Source organism: Streptomyces sp. Qhu_M48 (assembly GCF_051305195.1).
In the GTDB taxonomy this organism is placed as follows: domain Bacteria; phylum Actinomycetota; class Actinomycetes; order Streptomycetales; family Streptomycetaceae; genus Streptomyces.
The window spans coordinates 4,284,081-4,304,475 of the sequence record NZ_CP195432.1; the positions used below are offsets into that span (position 1 = coordinate 4,284,081).

Genomic DNA, 20,395 nt, shown 5'->3' on the forward strand with positions numbered 1-20,395 from the left:
TCAGGGCGGGGCGCCGGGCGGGCGGATCTCGCGCAGCCGGTCCAGGCGGCGGATGACCGGTGTGGCGCTCGCGCCGTGGAGCAGCACGGACAGCGCCACCGTGGTCGCGGTGAGGGCCCACAGATCGCGGGCCTGTCCGTCGAATCCGTGGTGGCCGAGCGCGTACGAGAGGTAGAAGAGGGAGCCGATCCCGCGCAGCCCGAAGACCGCGGTGACCACCCGTTCCCGGGGGCCGGTGACGAAGCCGAGCTGCGCTATCCACCCCGTCACGGGGCGGATGACGACGAGGAGCACCACGGCGAGCAGGACCATCTCCCAGGTCAGTGCCGCGAGACCGTCGGTGACGAGGTAGTGGCCGAGGAGGAAGAGCAGTCCGGCGGTCAGGACGCGTTCGATCTGCTCGGTGAATCCGTGCAGCACCTTGTGGTAGCCGTGACCGCGCTCCGCGGCCCGTACGGCGCAGGCGGTGACGAAGACGGCGACGAATCCGTAGCCGTGGGCGAGTTCGGCGAGACCGTAGGAGAGGAACGTCGCGGCGAGCGCGACGAAGCCCTCCATGTGCTCGGACAGCCTGAGTGAGTGCGACCCGGCCCGGAAGAACATCCATCCCAGGAGTCGGCCGAGGACGAGGCCGACCGCGACGCCGATCGCCGCCTTCGCCAGGAGGTCGACGCCGAACCAGCGTCCCCAGTCCGCCTCTGCCCACATGCCGCCGGCGGCGGCGAGCGCGAGGGCGGCGAGGACGAAGGGGAAGGCGAGTCCGTCGTTGAGGCCGGCCTCGGCGGTGAGGGTGAAGCGGACCTCGTCCTCGTCGTCCTCGTCGTCGGTCGGCTCCCCCACCCGTACCTCCGCCGCGAGAACCGGGTCGGTCGGCGCGAGCAGTGCGCCGACCAGCAGCGCGGTGGCCCAGGGCCAGTCGAACAGCACCCAGGTGAGGACGGTCGTCGCGAGGACCGTCAGGGGCAGGGTGATGCCGATCAGCCGGCCCGGCCCGGCCCAGGCGCGCGGCCCGAAGGGCCGGTTCAGAGCGAGGCCCGCGCCCATGAGGGAGACGATCACGCAGACCTCGGTGATGTGCTCGACCCAGACCCGGTCCGTCACGGGGTCCAGCTCGGGCAGGGGGAGGGGCAGCAGACCGGCCACCGCACCGGCGGCCAGGAACACGATGGGCGTCGACAGGGGCCTTCGGCGTACGAGCCGGGGCAGGACGGCCGCGGCGAGCGCGCCGAGGCCCAGGATTGTGAAGACGGTGCCGGTGGAGGACAGGCTCTTCGCCCTTTCGCTCGCGGAACGGGCGGTCACCAGGTGACGCGGAGGTCGGTGCCCGGGGAGATGGAAGGGTCAGGGTCCGGGCGTCAGCACCACCTTGACCATGCCGTCCTGCTTTGCCTGGAAGTCCTCGTACGCCTGGGGCGCCTCCTCCAGCGGCAGGACGTGCGTCGCGAACCCGTCGACTCCCAGGGGGTCGCTGTCGTCGAGCAGTGGAAGGATGTCGTCCACCCAGCGCCGTACGTTTGCCTGGCCCATCCTCAGCTGGACCTGCTTGTCGAAGAGGCTGCGCAGGGGCACGGGGTCTACGGCGCCGCCGTAGACCCCGATCAGACTGATGGTGCCGCCGCGGCGCACCACGTCGACCGCCGTGTCGAACGCGGTCATGCTGTCCACGCCCACCCTGGTCATCAGCCTCCTGCCCAGGGCGTCGGGCAGCAGTCCCGTGACCCGCTGGGCTGCCTTGGTGACGGGCGCGCCATGGGCCTCCATACCGACGGCCTCTATGACGGCGTCCGTGCCGCGGCCACCGGTGAGGTCCCGTATCCGGTCACCGAGCCCGTCGCCGAGCTCGTTGAGGTCGAGCGTACGGACACCGCGCTCCCGGGCGCGGGAGAGCCGTTCGGGCACGAGATCCACGCCGATGACCTCGCCCGCTCCCCGGTGGAGGGCCACCCGGGCGGCCATGTCGCCGATGGGGCCGAGCCCGAGGACGGTCACGGTCCCCCCGGGCGGGATCTCGGCGTAGGCGACGGCCTGCCAGGCGGTCGGCAGGACGTCGGAGAGGTAGAGGTAGCGCTGGTCGGGGGCGTCGTCCGGCACCTTGATCGGCAGGGTGTCGCCGAAGGGCACCCGGAGGAACTCGGCCTGGCCGCCCGGAACCTGTCCGTAGAGCTTGGTGTAGCCGAAAAGGGACGCACCCATGCCGTACTCCGTGACCTGGGTGGTCTCGCACTGGGACTGCAGCCCCTGGCCGCACATCCAGCACGTACCGCAGGAGATGTTGAACGGCACCACCACCCGGTCGCCCGGCGCGAGGGTACGGACGCCGGGGCCGACCTCCTCCACGATGCCCATGGCCTCGTGCCCGAGGATGTCGCCGGGATCGAGGAACGGGCCGAAGAGTTCGTACAGGTGCAGGTCGGAGCCGCAGATGCCGGTCGAGGTGACGCGGACGATCACGTCCGTGGGGTCGGCGATCACCGGATCGGGCACGGTGTCCACCCGCACGTCGCGCTGTCCCTGCCAGGTCAACGCCCTCATGTCCTCACCTCACGCTCGTCGTCGCTTCCGTTCCCGCCCGGCTGCCCTCGGCAGGCCCGCCACACCGCGCCTGCCCGGGCCCGGCCGTCCCATGCGCCCCTCTCACCTCACCGGTTGACGATCTTGCGCACGTTCTCCACGCTGCCGCACCCCGACGCCAGCTGCTTCGCGCGCTCCTCGCGGAACGCGGCGGCCAGCTCGGCCCGACGTTCGTCGGGAACGTTCTCCCTGGCACCGTTGAGGATCGTCCGTTCCTCCTCGTCGATGTGATGGGAGACCGCCTCCACCAGGTCCTCCAGTCGGGAGTCCCAGGTGTCGGAGCCCACCTCCTCGACCTCCAGCAGGGCGAGGAGCGCCTCGTTCCCCTCCGCGTGTTCCTCCGTGCCGTGCTCCACTTCCTCGCTGTCGATGTCCCGGAAGCGCTTGAGGGCGCCGTAGACCTCGGACTCCTCCGCCTCGCCGTGCGCCACGAGCAGCGCCGAGAACTCCTTCAGCGCGGCGGCGCGGTCCGACTCGACGCTGCGCATGCGGCGGAACAGGTCCTCCATGGCGCGGTGATCCTTGAGGATGACCGCGACGACGTCCTGCTCTTCCTTGCTGCTGCCGGTACTCACCATCGTTCTCCTCGCTCGCTGTCGACGGTCGGCCTTCACTCCGAAGGCGCCGTGGTCTGTCGGCCGTCGGCTTCGATCGGCGGGTACCCCTGCCTCGTCGGGGCAACCGTGCTCACCCTCGGCAGGTGGCCGTGCCGAGCCGATCGGCCGCCTCATCTCGGCCCTTCCTCCCCGTGGCGCCGGTGGCCGTGGGGTCTCTGATGCCAGACACGCCCCGCCCCGAGGCCGGGACAAGGGATGCACCGCCGAATGGCCTCGCACCTCACCTGTTCGGGCATCTCCACCTGCTGTCGGAGGATCCCGATGGCAGGGTCGGGTGATCGACGCCCGTCTCGCCGGGAACGGGCGGAATGCGGCGGTGGGCTTGTCTCCGGCCACGCATCCGTCGGAACACGGAAGGGACACGTCATGCCTCGTGGGTCGAGCTCCAAGCGGGAGCGGCAGTACGAGCACATCAAGGAGAGCGCGAAGGACCGCGGGGAGAGCACTGAGCGCGCCGAGGAGATCGCCGCACGCACGGTGAACAAGGAGCGTGCGCGGTCCGGCGAGTCGAAGACCGCGAGCAGGTCCTCGACCCGGGACACGGCGTCGTCGAAGCGAGGTGGGCAACGGCCCGCGAGCGGTTCGAAGGGCCCCACGTACGACCAGCTGTACGAGGAGGCGAAGCGCCGCGGCATCCACGGTCGCTCGTCGATGAACAAGTCCGAGCTGAAGAAGTCGCTCGGCCACTGACCCGTCGATACCAAACAGAAGCCCACGTCGTCGGTCGATGTTCGGCGGATTCGAGCGAGGTGTCGCCGGTGCTCAGGAGACGAGCAGCGTGTCATGACGTTCGCGGAGGTGGACGATGAGCTTTCCCCTGCCCGACAGTGTCGACGCTCTCAAGGGCATGATCGGCCGCGAGATCACCGCCCTGCGGGCGGCCGTACGCCGGAACACGGAGCGCCCGCTCAACGGCTCAGGGGGTACGGAGCTGTCGTCGCCGCTGCAGTCGCTGGCCGTACTCCCGCCGTCGGCGGAGACGGATGGCGCCTCACCATGCCTGTGCGGCGTTCACGAGCCGGGCGGCAGCGGCGTCTGCTCGGTGCTCGCCGCGATCCCGGCCTCGGCCGTGCTGCTCGAACCCGTTCAGGACGACACGGGTGCTGTCCTGGACTTCCGGATCGTGGCCGGCAACCGTGTCCGGTCGGCGGACTGGCTGGAGGCTCCGGACCGCCAGGTCGGCCAGCGGCTCCTGGAGGCGCGGCCGGGCGCGGCGCACTCGGGACTGCTGGCGGCGCTGGCGGACGTCGTGGACACCGGCAAGCCCCTGGGCGGGCTGGTGGTGGACTACACGGAGCAGCGGCTCGGCCGGCTCCACCGGGCGCCGCTGTTGTACTCCGCCGCCCGGTGCGGTGGACAGGTCCTGGCGACGTGGCGGCCTGTGCAGAGCCAGGCGGAGCTCCTGACGATCGACGCGCAGTTCCTGGCGTCGATGGGGTGGGGAAACTGGGATCTGCTCTCCGGGAAGGTGACCTGGTCGGAGGGGCTCAGCCGGATCTTCCACGCCGATGTGCGCATGCCGTGGTCGCTGGAGCAGCTGTGCGACGCGCTGCTGCCGGACGACCTGACGGCGCTCGCGGAGTTCCTCAGCTCGGTGCTGGCGGGTGAGGAGCCCGCCTGGACCCGGATCCGCTTCATCGTCCTCGGCGAGGTCCGTACGCTCGACCTGCTGGGGCGCCCGGTCACCGGGACGGACGGCAGAGCCTGGGCGGTGAACCTGGTGGCCCGGGATCTCACGCCGCAGATCCGCAGTCGTCGACGGCTGGCCGAGACGGAGCGGGAGACGGACCGTCTGCGGCGGCAGACGGAGGCGGAGCGGAGGGTCGCCGACGCGCTGCGCGAGGCGATCCTTCCCACCCACTCCGAGGCGCTCGCGGCGGTCGGGCTGACGGTGGCGGCCTCCTACCGGCCGGCCGAGCCCGACGCGGCGGTGGGCGGTGACTGGTACAAGTGCCGGCTGCTGCCGGACGGCCGGGTACTGGTGGCGATCGGGGACGCGTCGGGCCACGGTCTCGACGCCGTGGCACGGATGGCCCAGCAGAGGCACGCGCTCGCGGGACTCGCGCAGACGGGTGCGTCGGCCGGCGAGATCACGACCTGGATGAACGAGCTGGTGTGCAGCGACCCGACGGGGCACACGGCCACGGTGGTGATCGGTCACCTCGACGAGGACAAGGTCCTGCACTGGGCCGACGCCGGCCACCCCGCGCCACTGCTGCTGCGCGACGGCCGGGCCGGGCCGCTGGGGACGGAGCAGCGCGGCCCGCTCCTCGGCGCCCTGCCGGGGTACGCGTACGAGACCTCGTCGACGCGGCTGCGGTCGGGCGATCTGCTGGTGCTCTACACCGACGGGATGGTCGAGCGCCGGGGCGAGGACGTGACCGAGGGGATCGCGCGGATGGCCCACGCGGTGGAGGCCGCCGCGCCGATGGAGCCGCGGACGCTGGTCGACGCGCTGCTGGCCGACCCCGACATCGCGGGCCACGAGGACGACGCGTGCGTGCTGGGAATCCGGGTGGACTGAACGAGCGACGCGGAGGGCTCGGCGGGTCCCTTCACGAGGTCTCGGCCGGTCCCTTCTCGGAATTCCCGTGCCGGATATGAGGAGAGGGGTTGCCGAGTACCGCCGCGCATGCCGGGTAGGCGGGCTATCGATCAGGAATTTCTGCACAGTCCGACCGAGGAGGCTTCTCGTGAGCATGGTGAAGGAATCCATAGACGTGAACGTCCCGCTGCACCACGTGTACAACCAGTGGACGCAGTTCGAGGAGTTCCCCCACTTCATGGAAGGTGTGCAAGACATCCGTCAGGTCGACGACCGGCACTGTCACTGGCGGACGAAGGTCGGCGGCGTCCAGCGTGAATTCGACACCGAGATCGTCGACCAGCTGCCGGACGAGCGGATCTCCTGGCGCACGGTGGGCGGCGACGTCAAGCAGAAGGGAGTCGTCACCTTCCAGAGCCTCGATGACAGCCACACGCGCGTGATCCTGGCCATGGACTTCCAGCCGGAAGGCATGGTGGAGAAGGCGGGCGACATGACCGGCGTGCTCGACCGCAGGGTCAAGGGCGATCTGAAGCGGTTCAAGGGCTTCATCGAGGAACGCGGGCAGGAGACCGGCGGGTGGCGCGGCCGGATCACTCCGGGAGAGGCGGACGCGGCCTCGGGTCCCACCGGGCAGGCAGGCCGTCCGACAGACGGGTGAGCAGCGGTTCACGGAGGCACGGAGCCCCGTCAGGCCCGGCGTAACCGGGCCTGACGGGGCTCCGGCGTGCCGGGCTGGAGACCTCAGGAGAAGGTGTCCTGGGGTGCGACCACGGTGAAGCGCGCCCCGTCGGGGTCGGCGAGGTCGACCCACCGGCTCGTCGTGGACGTACCCACAGGGGCGACGGCCCCGCCTCCCAGCCTCTTCGTGGCCGCGACGGCTCCCTCAAGATCCGGTACGGGGAAGTGGACGTGCCAGCGGGGGCGGATCCCGGGGTCCGGCGCCTCGTCGCCCGTGCCGCCGCTGATGCGCGCGACTGTGGCGTGGCCGTGGCGCAGGACGACGCGGTCATGCTCGTACGAGGCCACACAGCAGCCGGGTCCCTCCCCGGCCCAGCCGAGAACCTCCCCGTAGAAGACCGCGGCGTCGAAGGCCTCGCGCGTGTGCAGCTCCAGCCGGACCGGGGCACTGCCATGCCCCACCGACCAGTCGGGTACGACAGTCCCCTCCCAGAACCCGAAGACCGCCCCCGCCGGATCGGCGGCCAGCCCGGCACGGCCCGTACCGAAGGCGAGGGGCCCCACGGCCATGGTCGCGCCGCGCTCACAGATCCGTGCGGCGGTGACGTCGGCGTCCGCGACGGCGAAGTACGGCGTCCACGCCACCGGCATGTCCAGGCGCTCGGCGAGCGCGCCGATGCCCGCGACGGGCACGCCCTCATGGAGGGCGACCGAGAAGGCGTCCCCCAGGCCGCCGGCCCGGAATTCCCAGCCGAGGACGCCGGCGTAGAAGTGCTGCGCGGCAGCCAGGTCCCGGGCCATCAGACTGACCCAGCACGGAGCGCCCGCGATCTCATGGCTCGACGTAGACACGGCCGTCACCCTCGGATCACTCGTGCGGGACGGGACACTTCCACCGTAAACCCGACAGAAGGGTCGGGCCGCGAGGTGGGCACCCCGCCGGACGATGGCAGGACGACAGGACGGCAGGACCGACCTGAACTCGACAGGCGAAACACCCCTGTACGTCCTAGATTGTCATCGTCACTGGTTCCCCACCCAAGAAGGACGGGTCATGGCTGACAAGGGCCGCACGGACAAGGTCAAGGGCAAGGCGAAGGAAACGGTCGGCAAGGTGACCGGCGACGACCGGATGAAGGCCGAGGGGAAGATGGACCAGGCCAAGGGCAAGGCGAAGGAAGCCGTGTCCGACGCGACGGACTCCCTCCGCGACAGGCGCGACGAACGCTGATCCATCCGCTGCGGGAAAGGTCCGCTCCTCTGAGGAGCGGACCTTTCAGCCGCTCCGGGCCCTGCGAACCGCGCACTCACAGCGGCTCACGCCGCACCGGCCGTCTGACACGGCCGACCGGGTCCGGCGGGCGGATCTCGCCGCCCGGCCGGCCGCACGGCTGGGGGGCCCAGCCTCCCACCCCGGGGTGGACGCCGCCGAATCCCTCACGCCTCAGCGTCCGTGAAGCGGGCGGCGGCGCCTCTGACCAGGAGGCGGAGCGAGCGGCCCGACGCGACGTGGCTCGCGGAGATGGCATCGAGGGAGGCTCGGGCCAGGACGAAGCAGCCACCGAGACGCACTCAAGGCCCTGCAGGGGCGGGGAGACGGCACCGTACCTCCGACCTCCCTTCGGGGCGTGGTCACGTCCACCCCCGGTCACCGATCACTCGTCACGGTGGACCCTCGCCGCGCCGCCCCCAGCGCCCGGCCGAGTCCGGAAGCGTGGCACCGTGCACCCCCGCCATACGACGATCCTCATCCTCGCCGCGCTCCTCACCAGCGCCTGCGTGGCCGTCCCCCACGCTCCCGTACCAGCCGCCCCCGCCCGGCCCGCAGGAATCGCGCCTGCCGCCGACCGCCCGCCGGCCCCGCTCCCGACATGGCCGCAGCCCACCCCGGCCGCCCCGCGCGAGGAGCTCGCCGCCACCGCCCCGCACGGCGCCCCACCGGCCGCTCGCGTCACTCCGGCTGCGGACCGCAGAGCGGAGAGGGCGGACACGGGGCAAGCCCCGGCTCGGCGGGCGGCGCCCAACAGGCGCCCGGGCATCCCGGTGAAGGAGCCCAGGAAGCCAAGGAAGCAGCTGTCCCCCAGAAAGCCGAACAAGAGCACGAAGCCCCAGCTCCACGCACCAAGGCGTCAACCGTCGACCGGCCAGACACCCGACATGCGCCAGCTCTGCCGGCAGGCGCAGACCATGGATACCCCCATGGGCGCCGCCGACCTCTGCCGCATCGTGTACGGCCGCTGACGACGGGTGAGTGTCGCCGATGAGCACGGCTGGGCGCATGGTGCGGCCGGGGCCGCCACGAACTGCGAGCGACTGCGCTAGGCGTATTGCCCTGTGAAGTTGAGGACGCGGCGGCGCGTGGTCGGCCTGCGAGCGCGGTGTGTCCGCGGTGGTGATCGTAGGTGTGGAGCCAGCCGGGGAAGGCGTCGCGTCGTTCCTTCCGGTAGCGGCCGGCCCACCGTGCGAGCAACCGGCTCAAGCACTTCCGCGCCGTGGCTACGCGTTACGACAAGCGTGCCTACGTCTTCCACGGCACTGTCACCGTGGCCTCCATCCGTCTGTGGCTCAGCCCGTAATCGGGCGGGCGGATAAAGCGGTGGTCGTCTGATGGGCTTCCCTGTCACGATCTGGGTGTGACCACGTTGTTCCTGATGGTCGGCCTGCCAGGGGCCGGAAAGACCACGCGGGCTCGGCAGCTCGCTGCGGAGCGCCGCGCGCTCCGCCTGACGCCCGACGACTGGATGATTCCCCTGTTCGGCGAGGCGGAGGCGGACGGGAAGCGCGACGTGCTGGAGGGGCGCATGCTCTGGCTCGCCTTGGAGGCGGTCAAACTGGGCACCAACGTCGTCGTGGACTACGGCTGTTGGTCACGGGACGAACGGTCCGCTATCCGCTGGCTGGTGGAGGCCGAGGAGGCGTGCTTCCGCATGGTTTACCTGCCGGTGGACGATGAGACCCAACGCGCCCGTATCGCCCATCGCTGGGCGACCACCCCCGAGGAGACGCTGCCGATGTCCGAGGCCGACATCCTGCACGGGCGGGTGCACTTTGAGGAGCCCGACGCCGCGGAGCTGGAGGGCCGCGGAGTCGCCGGCCCGCCGCCCGGCTGGGTGGGCTGGCGGGAGTGGGCCGCCGACCGGTGGCCGTCGTTCGCGTGACCACGGCGGCCCACGCCAACTCAGCCGTACTGGGCGTGCCCGCCCTAGCCCGAAAAGATCCGCCGGACAGGCCCTAGCTAGACGTCGTAATCCCCACCGAACCCGGAAGGCCCCCACCCGCTCAAGAAGCCTCAGCCGAGACGTGCACCACCTGTCCACAACCTCCCGGGGCAGTAGACCTAGCGCGTAGCCAGCCGCTCCAGCAGGGCGGCGCTCCGGGCCAGCAGCGTCCGCTCCTCATCCGTGAGTTCGGCCTCGATGGCCTGCGCGAGCCAACCGACCCTGCGGCCGCGCTCCGCTTCGAGCGCGACCCGGCCCTCGTCCGACAGCTCGACCAGCGACTTGCGGCCGTCTGTGGGGTGCGCCCGGCGCGTGATCAGGTTCTGTTCCATGAGCAGCCCCACCGCCCGGGCCATCGACTGGGGGCGTACACGCTGATCGGCGGCGAGGTCACTGGTGGTCATGGCGCCGTCGCGGTCGAGTGCGCCCAGGACGGCGACCTGGCCCAGCGGAATGCGGTCCTCGTGCTTGACGCGTCGGGTGAGCTTGCCCATCGCGGTGCGCAGTTCGGCGGCGATGGCGGCGGCTTCCGAGGTGGGCATAGGGCACTTTACCCCGTTGGCCAGCATTGCTGCGCACTCGACCTGCACAGCAATGCTGCGCAGCCAAACTGAACAGCATTGCTGTAGGGTCTCGCTTGTCGGGCTCAGCGCCAGCGCTGTCGCAGCCAGGGCCACGGCACACGACAACGGGAAGGAACTCCCATGTCCACACAGGCAGTCGGGGCCGTCCACACCACCATCGAGACCGTCACCGCCCGCCGGATCATCGACAGCCGGGGCAATCCCACGGTCGAGGTCGATGTCGTCCTGGCAGACGGCTCCCTGGGGCGCGCGGCTGTTCCCTCCGGTGCCTCCACGGGTGCGCGGGAAGCCGTGGAACTGCGCGACGGAGACTCCGCGCGCTGGCACGGCATGGGCGTCGACCGCGCGGTAACCCACGCCAACGGAGAGATCGCGGCGTCCGTACGTGGCCGGGACGCGGCGGACCAGACCGGTCTCGACGCCGCGCTGGTCGCCCTCGACGGCACGGCCACGAAGTCCCGGCTCGGCGCCAACGCGATCCTCGGCGTCTCCCTCGCCGCCGCCAAGGCCACCGCCGCCGCCCACCGCCGGCCCCTCTACCGCTACCTCGGCGGCGCCGACGCCCACCTCCTGCCACTGCCGATGATGAACATCATCAACGGCGGCGCCCACGCCGACAATCCGCTGGACTTCCAGGAGTTCATGATCGCACCCCTGGGCGCGGACACCTTCGCCGAAGCCGTCCGCATGGGCAGCGAGGTCTTCCACACCCTTCGCCGTGATCTGCTGGCCTCCGGTCACTCCACGGGCGTCGGCGACGAGGGTGGCTTCGCACCCGCTCTCCGTACGGCCGAAGAGGCGCTCGACTTCGTGATGACCGCCATCGAGCGCACCGGCTACCGCCCCGGCACTGACATCGGCCTGGTCATGGACCCGGCGTCGTCGGAGTTCTTCCACGACGGGGTGTACGACTACGCGGGTGAGGGAGTACGCCGTACCCCCTCCGAGCACGCCGACTACCTGGCCAAGCTCATCCACGCCTACCCGATCGTCTCCATCGAGGACCCGATGGCGGAGAACGACCTGGACGGCTGGCGTGAGCTGACCGCCCGCGTCGGCGACCGTTGCCAGCTCACCGGTGACGACGTGTTCTGCACCAACGAGGCGCTGCTGCGCGAGGGCATCCGCACCGGCGTCGGCAACTCGGTTCTGGTCAAGGTCAATCAGATCGGGACCTTGACCGAGGCGCTGGCCACGGTGGCCACGGCCCACCAGGCGGGCTGGACCGCCGTCATGTCACACCGCTCGGGCGAGACGGAGGACACCACCATCGCGGATCTGGCCGTGGCGACCGGCTGCGGTCAGATCAAGACCGGCTCGCTCTCACGATCCGACCGCACGGCGAAGTACAACCAACTCATCAGGATCGAAGAGGAGCTCGGCGACTCGGCACGCTTCGCCGGCCGCTCCGCACTGCGCCGGGCGTGAACAGCAGGCAGAGGTAGAGACCACGGTCCCCCGATCACGATCGGGGGACCGTTCGCGCGCCGGCGAGACCAGTGCGGCCGTGGGCGTGTTCTCACGGTCGCCGGCGTGGACGACGTACGGAGGGTCATGCGCCGCGCGGCACAGATGACAGCCCATGCATGGGGGAGCCCCCGATGAACACGGGCTGCAGCTGGGTCTTGTCCCGCTTCGGGCGGACCATCAGTTCCGCCACGGGTGCCGAAGCAGTCTGCAAAGGCACACCGCAGGGCCTACCTAACGCTCAAGGACCTTGGGCCCGCCCCGTGGGACCAAGGTCCCGGACTACGGCCCTGAGCTGCTGTTACCGTTGAGGCGTCGCCGCCCGGAGAATGCCGTTTCGCTCTCCGTTCCTGATGGCCGCGACCCGCGTATGCCGTACGCCCGGCCGAGAGGAGGCGATCGCCCGATGGATCACAGTCCGAGTCCCGTGAACCCCCCGCGCCGCGTCGCCTCAGGCTCCGCCACGCTCTGACCGCGTCCTCGCGCAGCCGCATCTCCCCCTCTACCGTCGCCCGGCGGTGGCCTCGCCCCGCCCGGCGAGCTCGAACCCGGGCCTGACGGGACACCCCTCTGGTCGGGCACACCCCTTGCTCGTCGCGGCCGGGATTCCGCATGCCCATACCGCCCACTCCGCCGGGTGTCGGCCTTCGGCCTTCATGGGGCCGCACCGCCGTGTGCGGATTCGGCACGCCGGATCGGCGCCTTCCTCACTCGTACAGAAGAAAGCAGCCCCGCTATGACTGCTCACACGAACACCGAAACCGACACCGACACGACCGTGCGCTCGAACGCCCTCGACCAGGAATTGACCCTGGCGGTCCTGCATGAGATCCGCGACGAACTGCGCGAATTCAACAAGGACATGGACCACCTGAACACCCTGACGGAAGATCAGGTCAAGTCGACGGTGGAGAACCGCAAGCTCACGGCGATCACGCTCATGTTCGTCATCCCCTCCACCTTCGCCGCGATCCCCGGCGCCAACTTCGAGCACCTCAACGAATACGGCTTCGACAACTTCTTTGCTCTGCCGATCCTCATCGGCACCGTCCTCCTGGCGTCCCTCGGCACCTTCGTCGTCGTCAGGAAGAAGGGCTGGCTCTAACTTGACCTTTAACGTGCGCCGTCGAACGGTGCCTCGTACTTGATCACTCGGTTCAGTATCCGCCGTACGTGGAAGCGGCCCTCGTCCGCACATGTGCTTCGCCCAAGGAATCCACGCGTCCGGCACGAGGGCCGTGAGGACGACTCTGCAACATCGCGATGCCCGGCGAGAACCGCTGGTCGAACTGTCAGGCTTTCGGGGCGAGTTCCACTCCAGTCTCACCGCCCGTTCGGACGCCCTGTTCGAGCTCGCGGCTGCAGTCTCATGCGGGGACGGGCCGGTGAAATCACTGGCCGAGCTGCCGCTGGTGGGCGAACACCCGCCGCGGGCACGGAGGGCTCTACGCTGCGCTCGCCCAGGCCGGGTCGACGCGGACCGGATGCGGCAGGCCCTGGCTTCGGTGCCGCTGCCACGGTCAGCGGACGCCGGCTGGTCCTGGCCGTCGACGTCACCTGCCGGCTGCGGCCCGACACCCACACCTCACCGCAGAGGATCCTGTGTCACACCTATGACCGGGGCAAAAGCAGCACGTCCCCATTGCCGGCTGCCGTACGCAATCGTCCGCGCGCTGGAGCCCTGCCGCAGCTCGTGGACCGCACCCCTGGGCGCGTTGCGTCCGGCATCCGGGGATCACACCGACACCGTCTCCGCCGGGCAGTTGCGCGACCTGGTCGAGCGGCTGATCACCGCAGGTCAGTGCCAGACCGGAGACCCGGACATACGCGTCATCGCGGACGCCGGATACGACGCGCCCCACATGGCCCACCCCCGTCGGGACCTGCCGGTCCAGGTGCTGGCCCGGATGCGCTCGGACCGTGTCCTGCGCAGGCCCGCACCCTCGCGGCAGCCTCACACCCGGGGCCGGCCGCCCCGGCACGGCGGCGAGTCCGCCTTCGGACAGCCCGACACGTGGGGCACCCCGGACAGCGAAACCGTCACCGATACACGCCACTACGGCACCGCCCTCGCCCGGTCCTGGGACCGGCTCCACCCCAGGCTCACCCACCGCTCGCCCTGGGCCGCGGCCCACGCCGCCCTTCGATCTACGAGGGGACCGTGATCCGCCTGGACATCGAGCATCTGCCCCCCACAGCCACCCCGAAGCCGGTCTGGCTGTGGGGGTCGGGCACCGACGCAGACGCAGCGGACACCGACCGGCTCTGGCAGGCACATCTGAGGCGCTTCAACATCGAGCGCACCTTCCGCCTGTTCAAGCAGACCCTCGGCTGGACCTGCCCGAAGATCCGCACCCCCCAGGCGGCCGACCGCTGGACCTGGCTGATCCTCGCCGCCTACACCCAACTACGACTGGCCCGGCCACTGGCAGCTGACCGGCGTCGTCCACGGGAGAGGCCCGTCCCCCCGGACAGGCTCACGCCCGCACGTGTCCGTCGCGACTCTCGGCACATCCGCCCGAGGACCGCCTGCCCCGCCCAGGCACCAAAATCTGCCCGCCCCGGACCCGGGCGACCACCCGGGCGAAAGAACACCCGGCCCACCCCACGCCACGACGTCCACACACCCCGCGAGACGGGCACCACCACGTACCGGAACAAGAAGTCGACCGCCCCACGCCCCCGTCGCACAGGGTAAGGATCAAGCTGAAGCGTGTCGCAGAATTTCGTATCTGGGCAGCCCGGAGCCGAAGTCGCGGCCGTGCGGTCCATGCGGCCAAGGCGAGGTTGTACCCGTGTGCGACGCCCTGGACCGCGTGGTGAAAAACGTTGCCGCGCTGCCGGCGGTCGGCGGTCGGCGGTCGGCGGTCGGCGGTCGGCGGTCGGCGGTCGGCGGTCGGCGGTCGGCGGTCGGCGGTCGGCGGTCGGCGGAGGATCACAGCCCTCTGCAACACGCCTTAGCGGGCCGCTGGACAAGTCGGCCTAAGTTCACTGCTCCGCAGGTCGGAGCCGGATTCTAGCGGCACAAGCAGGCCCGCTCTCGCGTGCGAGGGCGGGCCGTTGCCGCAGGCCGTGCGGTGGCACGGGATGCGTGGGTCTTTCTGAGCTGTACCTGTTGCCGTGTCGGCGGCAGGTCAGTGGGCGCCGAGGTAGGAGAACTCCGCGCCCTCTTCCCAGCCCGCTTCCGAACACGAACCGGTGAAGATCGTTCCGTACACAGCCGGAACGCCGGTCACCGAGCAGTGCGAAGTGAAGCCCGCGCCACCGGCGGAGAAGTTCCCGATTCCGACTCCGTCGTTGGCGAGCGCGGCACCGGCGCCGCCCAGCAGAATGCCCACGGCCAGGACGGATGCGGCGAGAGAACGCATAGCTACTCCTCAAGATCTCCGAATGACGTGCCAGGAAGTGCCCGTCGGGCGGTCAAACGCCACGAAGGGCAACGAGACACGGCGTCTCACTCCAATGCCGGACAGCGGATCACGGGGGTGCTCAACCGCAGAAACGATGCGCTCCAACGGCCCGTTGGGGACCGGTCTCACCTCGGTGACCTGGCGTTCGCCACTCGATTGCCGAATGGTCGTCGCTGACGCCCCCGGCTCGTGACGAATTCTCGGTGAGCGGACTGCGCCGTCGGTGTGAGCTGCCCGGCACACGGGAAGCACTTCGGCGCGCAGACAGCCTGGACAGAATCTGCCTCGGGCGACATGCAACCTTGAAGCCGTGTCGTGGCTGCCGACGACGGACGCAGGCCGGACGCGTTTTGTCACATTTCCCGTCGAGAATTGTCGGTGCAGTCTGGTCCGTGGCCGGTTGCGGGCGGAGACGAAGTGGATGTCTGCTCTCACCTGCTGCGGGGCGAGGGTTTCGTTGAGCTGGGCCAGCAGCAGACCGAGTGCGGGGAGCGCGCTGTCGGAAAGGCATCGCGGTGGAGTGTGATCGTCATACGCAGTCACAGGTCGCGGCCATCACGGATCATGCGGGATCTGCAGCCGTCCACCGCGGATGTCGTCAGTGCCTCCTCGGTGACAGCTCGGGCAACCGTCCACTCACCGAAGGCCGCAGCCGACAGACGCAGCCTGCGCCGTCGCTCCGGGGAGACGGGGTCAAAGCCGCTGCCTACGGGCAGTCCCTTGAGGTGGACGGCGCGCCGGGCGACACGTTGCGTCGGCACGGGGCACCGGGGACGTCCGGGACAGTGGCGTTCCGGGGTGCGTCGACGCTCTGTCGCCGCGAGCGGTCCCGTACCGCCGCTCGGGGTGCCTGTCCAGGCGGCCCGCTCCGCCCGGAAGCCATGCCGGAGGCGAGTCCGCTCAGGAAGGTGGCGTAAGCCGCGCGTCGCCTTCCGGTGGGCGACGTGTGGCCCGCTTCCCAGGACCGTACGGTCGTGGCCGTCATGCCGAAGGCTTCGGCGACCTGGCGCTCACACAGATGCCATGCCCGGCGCGATGCCGCTCTTTCCGTGGGCGAGGGCAGCGTGGGTTTGGCGGACCCGGTCCGAGGTCGCGACGGGTGTTCCTGGACCTGTGCGTGGGCTGTCATGCCCGTAGGACATCGACGATCCGACTATGTGATGAAGCGGAGAGAGCGACGCCTCGAATGCCGCATCCTCCAGCGCCGCGGTCGTCTCAGCCGGGGCAGCGCGAGCGTCTCTCCGACGAGGGCGGTCGGAGCGGCGCGCCCCTGTTCGGCGGCGGCCCGCCCCGCGTAACGTGACGGGCCCGGGGGCGATCTTGGACGGCCGGTGTGAAGCCCGGCACGACGTATGAGGAGTGACTGCGGGTATGGCACTGACGGACGACGAGCGGTACGACGTGACGGTCGTCGGGGCCGGGGCCGCCGGGCTCGCCTGCACGACGGACCTGACCGCTGCCGGGTTGCGCGTGCGGCTGTTGGAGGCCGACGGCACCGTGGGTGGGCGGATGCGTACGGACCGGGTCGCGGGGTTCACCGTCGATCGCGGATTCCAGGTCTTCAACACGTCCTATCCCCAGGTGAAGCGCCGCCTCGATCTGCGGGCGCTGCGACTGCGGCCCTTCACGCCCGGCGTCCTCGTCCACACCGACGACGGGATGATGCGGTTCACCGATCCCAGTCGGCGCTTCCGTGAGAGCCGTGACCTCCTGCCCGGACGGTTGGCATCAGGCCGTGACCTGCTTGCCCTCGGCGCGATGACGGCATACGACGTACTCGCCCCGGCCGCGCGGCTGCGGTCCCGGCCCGACGGCACGACCCTCACGGCCCTGGCCGACGCCGGCGTCTCCCCCGAACTGGTGGAGACGTTCTTCCGGCCCTTCCTCTCCGGGGTCTTCCTCGAGGACGATCTGGAGACGTCGGCCCGCTTCTTCCATCTCGTGTGGCGGAGCATGCTGCGCGGCACGCTGTGCCTTCCCGCCGACGGCATCGGCGCGGTCCCCGCTCAACTCGCCTCCGGTCTGCCCCCGGACGTGCTGAGGACCGACAGCCCCGTAGCGACTCTCACTCCGGAAGGGGTGACGCTCACCGATGGTGCCGAGGTCCGCTCCCCCAGCGTCGTCGTCGCGACCGGACAACGGGCCGCCGCCGAGCTCCTTCCGGGTCTTGCCGTACCGCGTGGACGGACCGTCACCACGCTCTACCACGCAGCCGCGCACCCGCCCCTTGCCGAACCCGTCCTCGTGGTCGACTCACGACGCCGATTCCTGAACAGCTGTGTCCTCACCGCCGTCCATCCTCACTACTCCCCCGACGGCCGGGCGCTGGTGTCCACCTCGGTCCTGGGGGCGCCCGATGCTCAGGCGGTGGCGGCCGTGGTCAGTGCGCTCGGCGAGGTGTACGAGGCGGATACAGGGGCGTGGGAGCTCGTCCACCGGGTCACGGTCCACGATGCCCTGCCGGCGATGCCCGGACCCCACCCCCTCTCACAGACCACGCGCGTGACACCGGGCCGGTACGTGTGCGGTGACCATCGCGCCACGGGTTCCCTCCAGGGTGCCCTCGCCTCGGGCGCCCGCGCGGCGCGTGAGGTCCTGGCCGATGTGAGGCGTGGCGCGGGACGCTGATGTGCGCGGTGACGCAGCTCGTCGCCACGGTGGGACACATCCGTCCGTGCCGCCACGCCGCCGTCCCCCCATGCCTCCGCTCAGTTCCGGGCCCGGGCCGGGCCAGGCCGGACCGCTCGGCTCGGCCTCGCGCAGGTCCGGTCCGCGCAGGTCCGATCCGCTCAGGTCCGGTCCTCCGCTCGCGGTGTGCCGCTCGGTGCTTCTGGAGGGGGCCCGAGGACCAGGAAGACCTCGTCCTCGAAGCACCAGGCCCAGCCCTCGTCCGCCGCGAGGGAGAGGACGACAGGGTGCCCGGTCGCCTCGTGATGTCGGTACGCGTGGCGGCCCGGCGAACTGTCGCAGCACCCGACGTGCCCGCACGTCGTGCACCAGCGCAACCGTCGCCAGCTCCCTCCGAAGGAACGGCACTCGGCGCAGCCGTCGGCCGGCTTCTCCGCCACGGTGGGTGTCGTGTCGGCGTGCGCGCACGCGTGTGACCGGTCCGGGCGACCACCGTCATACGCCACGGTCCACCTGGAGCGGCGGACGTCGGGCTGCTGCCTCCCCGCCTGCTCGCCACCGTCGTCACATCGGGTCATCAGCAGTCCTTCCACAGCAGTGAGCCACCTTCCTCCGAGACCAGGGAGGTTTGGCCTGACACCCTCATTCGGTACCGGCGGCCTCCACGGGTGCACGACGGCGAGCCCGGCGGTGGGCAGGAAGTGGCACCCCGCCCGCGGCCTCAGGCGCGGGTGCCGGAAGACCGTCCAGTTCGGCCGTAAAGGGCAAGGCGGGGTCGAAGTCCATGCCGGTGAAGTGGCCGGCGAGCTCCAGTGACAGGACACCGTGCAGGCGGGTCCAGAGGGTCAGGAACCGGTGGAGGGGACCGGGCCTGGCGGGGTGGTCGCCGGCCCGGTCCCGGCGGCTCTCCAGATCGGGGTCGAAGAGGGTGAGGGTGGTAGTCGGAGTCAGCTCGCGGCCCGCGTCGGGCAGGAGCGCCATGATCTCGGAGGAGACGGCCGCGATGTCCTCGGGCGCTCGGTAGCCCGGAATGGGTGTGCCGTGGACCAGGAAGTACCGCTGCGGATCCGTCACGGCCCAGTCCCGCAGGACGTGGGGAGCACGGCCGCTCACCCGTGCGGTGGCGCGCTCTGCACACCACGCCGGACCAGGGTGCCGTCCGACTCACCGGAGTCGGTCCTCATCACATCGGTACACACCACGTCGATACTCACCACGTCGCGGTGCTCACCACGTCGGTCCTCACCACATCGCCGCTCACCGCATCAGCGAGGTGAGCACCTGAGCGCGCACCGACGGCGCCCGTCCGTCGTCAGAGGCCGAAGATCCGGAACAAGAAGAAGAGTGCCACGAGCAGAGCTCCGAAAGCGGTGAGGGCAACCCAGATCATGGGGTGCTCCCAGATACCTCCGTCGGGGCGCTCGGGATGCGCCGAGGAGGTGGAACCCTCGACGGGCGGGGTTTCCTGAGGAGGTACGAGTGGTTCGGTCACGACCCCTCCTTCGAATCAAGGTCATGGGGGCACGGAATTTTCCTTCCCCATTCACCCTCCTCCTTTCACCGCAACCTCACCAGCCGCGTCGCTGCTGCGTCGAAAACCGTGGGATCGCGCCCTTGACGCATCCGCTGACGCATCCACGCGGATGCGCGGACCGGAAGCGCGGTGGGAAGTCCCTGAATTCATGAATGCCGTCATGCGGGTCCGTGGGAGGTCGTGTGCGGGGTTCGTGCCGGGGAAGGAAAGGTGAGAGGTGAGAGAAGGCTTTCCATGTCCCTGACGCTGCTGAACAGACTCCGCCGACAGGCGGGCGAGGCCCTCCTGCTTCGCGTCGCGGGACCGACCGCGCACGAGAAACGGGCCAGGATCCACCACACGCCCGGACCCCGCTGGTTCTCGCCGGACAGGCCCATCCGAACCGTTCACGCGGACGCCTCCATGTACATCGGAGGGCTGGCCGCCCTGTTGCTCCAGACGCTTCACCCGGTGGCCATGAGGGCGGTCTGGGCCCATTCGGGATTCCAGGGCGACCCTTGGGGCCGCCTGCAGCGCACCAGTACGTTTCTGGCGGTGACGACCTTCGGAACGGCCGGGGACGCCGAGCAGGCCGTGCTGCGCGTTCGCCGTGTTCACGACGGGGTCACCGGGACGACGGCCGAGGGTGTCGCCTACCGGGCTTCCGATCCCCATCTGCTGGCCTGGGTGCACGCGGCCGAGGCCTCCTGCTTCCTCCAGGCCCATCGTGTGTACGGGGCTCGGCCCCTGGACGCTCGGGAGCGGAACGCCTACGTCGCCGACATGGCCTCGGTGGCGCGGAAGCTCGGGGTCGAGGACCCCCCGGAGACCGTCGAGGCCCTGGCCCGCAGCCTCTCCGACTGGCGCGACGTGCTGAGGGCCACCCCGGAGTCCCGGGCGACGGGGCGGTACCTGCTCGCGCATCCTCCCCTTCCCTGGCCGGCTCTGCTGCCCTACGCCCTCCTGTCCGCGGCTGCCGTCGCTCTCCTGCCCGGCTGGGCACAGGACCTCCTGGACCTCCCCACGAGGACACGGCTACTCCTGCCCGTGGCGCGCCTCGGTGGAATCGCGGTCACTTCGGCCGTCCGCTGGGCGACCCCGGAGCTGCCGGCAGGCCCGACTCCGTGAGCTGGGCGCGTCGTGCATCCGGTCGGCGCCGCT

The 20,395-nt window shown here is 70.6% G+C and carries 21 protein-coding genes and 2 pseudogenes; 13 read left to right on the forward strand and 10 right to left on the reverse strand.

Going from position 1 to position 20,395, the window contains the following annotated elements; all coding sequences use genetic code 11:
- The 3 genes from ACRRSS_RS19510 to ACRRSS_RS19520 all read right to left on the reverse strand — a co-directional run bounded on the left by ACRRSS_RS19510 (position 1) and on the right by ACRRSS_RS19520 (position 3,149).
- Positions 1-1,266, reverse strand: a complete 1,266-nt coding sequence (locus ACRRSS_RS19510; protein ID WP_435975378.1) for a cation:proton antiporter — start codon at positions 1,264-1,266, stop codon at positions 1-3.
- A gap of 75 nt (positions 1,267-1,341) precedes the next feature.
- Entirely contained in the window at positions 1,342-2,532 is a 1,191-nt protein-coding gene (locus ACRRSS_RS19515; RefSeq protein WP_435972391.1) for a zinc-dependent alcohol dehydrogenase, read from the reverse strand.
- A 107-nt stretch (positions 2,533-2,639) separates the two neighbouring features.
- Positions 2,640-3,149, reverse strand: coding sequence for a hemerythrin domain-containing protein (locus ACRRSS_RS19520; protein ID WP_435972392.1), 510 nt, complete (start codon positions 3,147-3,149; stop codon positions 2,640-2,642).
- 405 nt (positions 3,150-3,554) lie between these two features.
- Here ACRRSS_RS19520 and ACRRSS_RS19525 point away from each other — a divergent pair, with 405 nt between their 5' ends.
- The 3 genes from ACRRSS_RS19525 (at position 3,555) to ACRRSS_RS19535 (ending at position 6,394) form a co-directional block, all read left to right on the forward strand.
- On the forward strand, positions 3,555-3,878 hold the full coding sequence (locus ACRRSS_RS19525) for a plasmid stabilization protein (protein ID WP_435972393.1): 324 nt from the start codon (positions 3,555-3,557) through the stop codon (positions 3,876-3,878).
- Positions 3,879-3,993: 115 nt separating this feature from the next.
- Positions 3,994-5,712, forward strand: coding sequence for a PP2C family protein-serine/threonine phosphatase (locus ACRRSS_RS19530; RefSeq protein ID WP_435972394.1), 1,719 nt, complete (start codon positions 3,994-3,996; stop codon positions 5,710-5,712).
- A gap of 169 nt (positions 5,713-5,881) precedes the next feature.
- Complete coding sequence (locus tag ACRRSS_RS19535; RefSeq protein WP_435972395.1) at positions 5,882-6,394, forward strand: SRPBCC family protein; 513 nt, start codon at positions 5,882-5,884, stop codon at positions 6,392-6,394.
- An 83-nt stretch (positions 6,395-6,477) separates the two neighbouring features.
- Here ACRRSS_RS19535 and ACRRSS_RS19540 read toward each other — a convergent pair whose 3' ends face one another.
- Positions 6,478-7,215 carry a VOC family protein gene (locus ACRRSS_RS19540; protein WP_435975379.1) on the reverse strand — a complete coding sequence of 246 codons (738 nt, stop codon included), beginning with the start codon at positions 7,213-7,215 and terminating at the stop codon, positions 6,478-6,480.
- 253 nt (positions 7,216-7,468) lie between these two features.
- On the opposite strand from ACRRSS_RS19540, the gene ACRRSS_RS19545 reads away from it, so the two are divergent.
- Both ACRRSS_RS19545 and ACRRSS_RS19550 read left to right on the forward strand, forming a co-directional pair.
- The gene (locus tag ACRRSS_RS19545) at positions 7,469-7,645 is read left to right on the forward strand and encodes a CsbD family protein (RefSeq protein WP_435972396.1); all 177 of its coding nucleotides are present in this window, start codon (positions 7,469-7,471) and stop codon (positions 7,643-7,645) included.
- A 491-nt stretch (positions 7,646-8,136) separates the two neighbouring features.
- Positions 8,137-8,655 (forward strand): hypothetical protein, encoded by a 519-nt coding sequence (locus ACRRSS_RS19550; RefSeq protein WP_435972397.1) that lies wholly within the window; start codon positions 8,137-8,139, stop codon positions 8,653-8,655.
- Positions 8,656-8,732: 77 nt separating this feature from the next.
- Here the strand turns inward: ACRRSS_RS19550 and ACRRSS_RS19555 are convergent.
- A pseudogene (locus ACRRSS_RS19555) lies at positions 8,733-8,851 on the reverse strand (IS481 family transposase); the annotation flags it as partial.
- A 22-nt stretch (positions 8,852-8,873) separates the two neighbouring features.
- Between ACRRSS_RS19555 and ACRRSS_RS19560 the strand changes: the two are divergent.
- A pseudogene (locus ACRRSS_RS19560) lies at positions 8,874-8,990 on the forward strand (IS5/IS1182 family transposase); the annotation flags it as partial.
- Between the two features lie 57 nt (positions 8,991-9,047).
- A complete protein-coding gene (locus ACRRSS_RS19565; RefSeq protein ID WP_435972398.1) occupies positions 9,048-9,572 on the forward strand; it encodes an AAA family ATPase in 525 nt (174 codons plus the stop codon).
- A gap of 179 nt (positions 9,573-9,751) precedes the next feature.
- Here ACRRSS_RS19565 and ACRRSS_RS19570 read toward each other — a convergent pair whose 3' ends face one another.
- Positions 9,752-10,174 carry a MarR family winged helix-turn-helix transcriptional regulator gene (locus ACRRSS_RS19570; RefSeq protein WP_435972399.1) on the reverse strand — a complete coding sequence of 141 codons (423 nt, stop codon included), beginning with the start codon at positions 10,172-10,174 and terminating at the stop codon, positions 9,752-9,754.
- 162 nt (positions 10,175-10,336) lie between these two features.
- Here ACRRSS_RS19570 and eno point away from each other — a divergent pair, with 162 nt between their 5' ends.
- From eno to ACRRSS_RS19590, 4 genes are all read left to right on the forward strand, one after another.
- Entirely contained in the window at positions 10,337-11,644 is a 1,308-nt protein-coding gene (gene eno / locus ACRRSS_RS19575; protein WP_435972400.1) for a phosphopyruvate hydratase, read from the forward strand.
- A gap of 775 nt (positions 11,645-12,419) precedes the next feature.
- Positions 12,420-12,788, forward strand: a complete 369-nt coding sequence (locus ACRRSS_RS19580) for a hypothetical protein (protein WP_435972401.1) — start codon at positions 12,420-12,422, stop codon at positions 12,786-12,788.
- Positions 12,789-12,879: 91 nt separating this feature from the next.
- Positions 12,880-13,848, forward strand: a complete 969-nt coding sequence (locus ACRRSS_RS19585; RefSeq protein ID WP_435972402.1) for a transposase — start codon at positions 12,880-12,882, stop codon at positions 13,846-13,848.
- Positions 13,845-14,381 (forward strand): hypothetical protein, encoded by a 537-nt coding sequence (locus ACRRSS_RS19590; protein ID WP_435972403.1) that lies wholly within the window; start codon positions 13,845-13,847, stop codon positions 14,379-14,381. The genes ACRRSS_RS19585 and ACRRSS_RS19590 overlap by 4 nt, the downstream gene beginning before the upstream one ends.
- A 436-nt stretch (positions 14,382-14,817) precedes the next feature.
- On the opposite strand, the gene ACRRSS_RS19595 is transcribed toward ACRRSS_RS19590, so the two are convergent.
- Positions 14,818-15,051 carry a hypothetical protein gene (locus tag ACRRSS_RS19595; RefSeq protein ID WP_351900634.1) on the reverse strand — a complete coding sequence of 78 codons (234 nt, stop codon included), beginning with the start codon at positions 15,049-15,051 and terminating at the stop codon, positions 14,818-14,820.
- Between the two features lie 1,413 nt (positions 15,052-16,464).
- Between ACRRSS_RS19595 and ACRRSS_RS19600 the strand changes: the two genes are divergently transcribed.
- Positions 16,465-17,721 carry an NAD(P)/FAD-dependent oxidoreductase gene (locus ACRRSS_RS19600; RefSeq protein WP_435972404.1) on the forward strand — a complete coding sequence of 419 codons (1,257 nt, stop codon included), beginning with the start codon at positions 16,465-16,467 and terminating at the stop codon, positions 17,719-17,721.
- 161 nt (positions 17,722-17,882) lie between these two features.
- Here ACRRSS_RS19600 and ACRRSS_RS19605 read toward each other — a convergent pair whose 3' ends face one another.
- From ACRRSS_RS19605 to ACRRSS_RS19615, 3 genes are all read right to left on the reverse strand, one after another.
- Positions 17,883-18,161 (reverse strand): UBP-type zinc finger domain-containing protein, encoded by a 279-nt coding sequence (locus ACRRSS_RS19605; protein ID WP_435972405.1) that lies wholly within the window; start codon positions 18,159-18,161, stop codon positions 17,883-17,885.
- 202 nt (positions 18,162-18,363) lie between these two features.
- Positions 18,364-18,834 carry a TetR-like C-terminal domain-containing protein gene (locus ACRRSS_RS19610; RefSeq protein WP_435972406.1) on the reverse strand — a complete coding sequence of 157 codons (471 nt, stop codon included), beginning with the start codon at positions 18,832-18,834 and terminating at the stop codon, positions 18,364-18,366.
- Positions 18,835-19,033: 199 nt separating this feature from the next.
- Positions 19,034-19,213, reverse strand: a complete 180-nt coding sequence (locus tag ACRRSS_RS19615; protein WP_435972407.1) for a DUF6480 family protein — start codon at positions 19,211-19,213, stop codon at positions 19,034-19,036.
- Between the two features lie 276 nt (positions 19,214-19,489).
- On the opposite strand from ACRRSS_RS19615, the gene ACRRSS_RS19620 reads away from it, so the two are divergent.
- Complete coding sequence (locus ACRRSS_RS19620) at positions 19,490-20,362, forward strand: oxygenase MpaB family protein (protein ID WP_435972408.1); 873 nt, start codon at positions 19,490-19,492, stop codon at positions 20,360-20,362.
- Positions 20,363-20,395 lie beyond the last annotated feature (33 nt).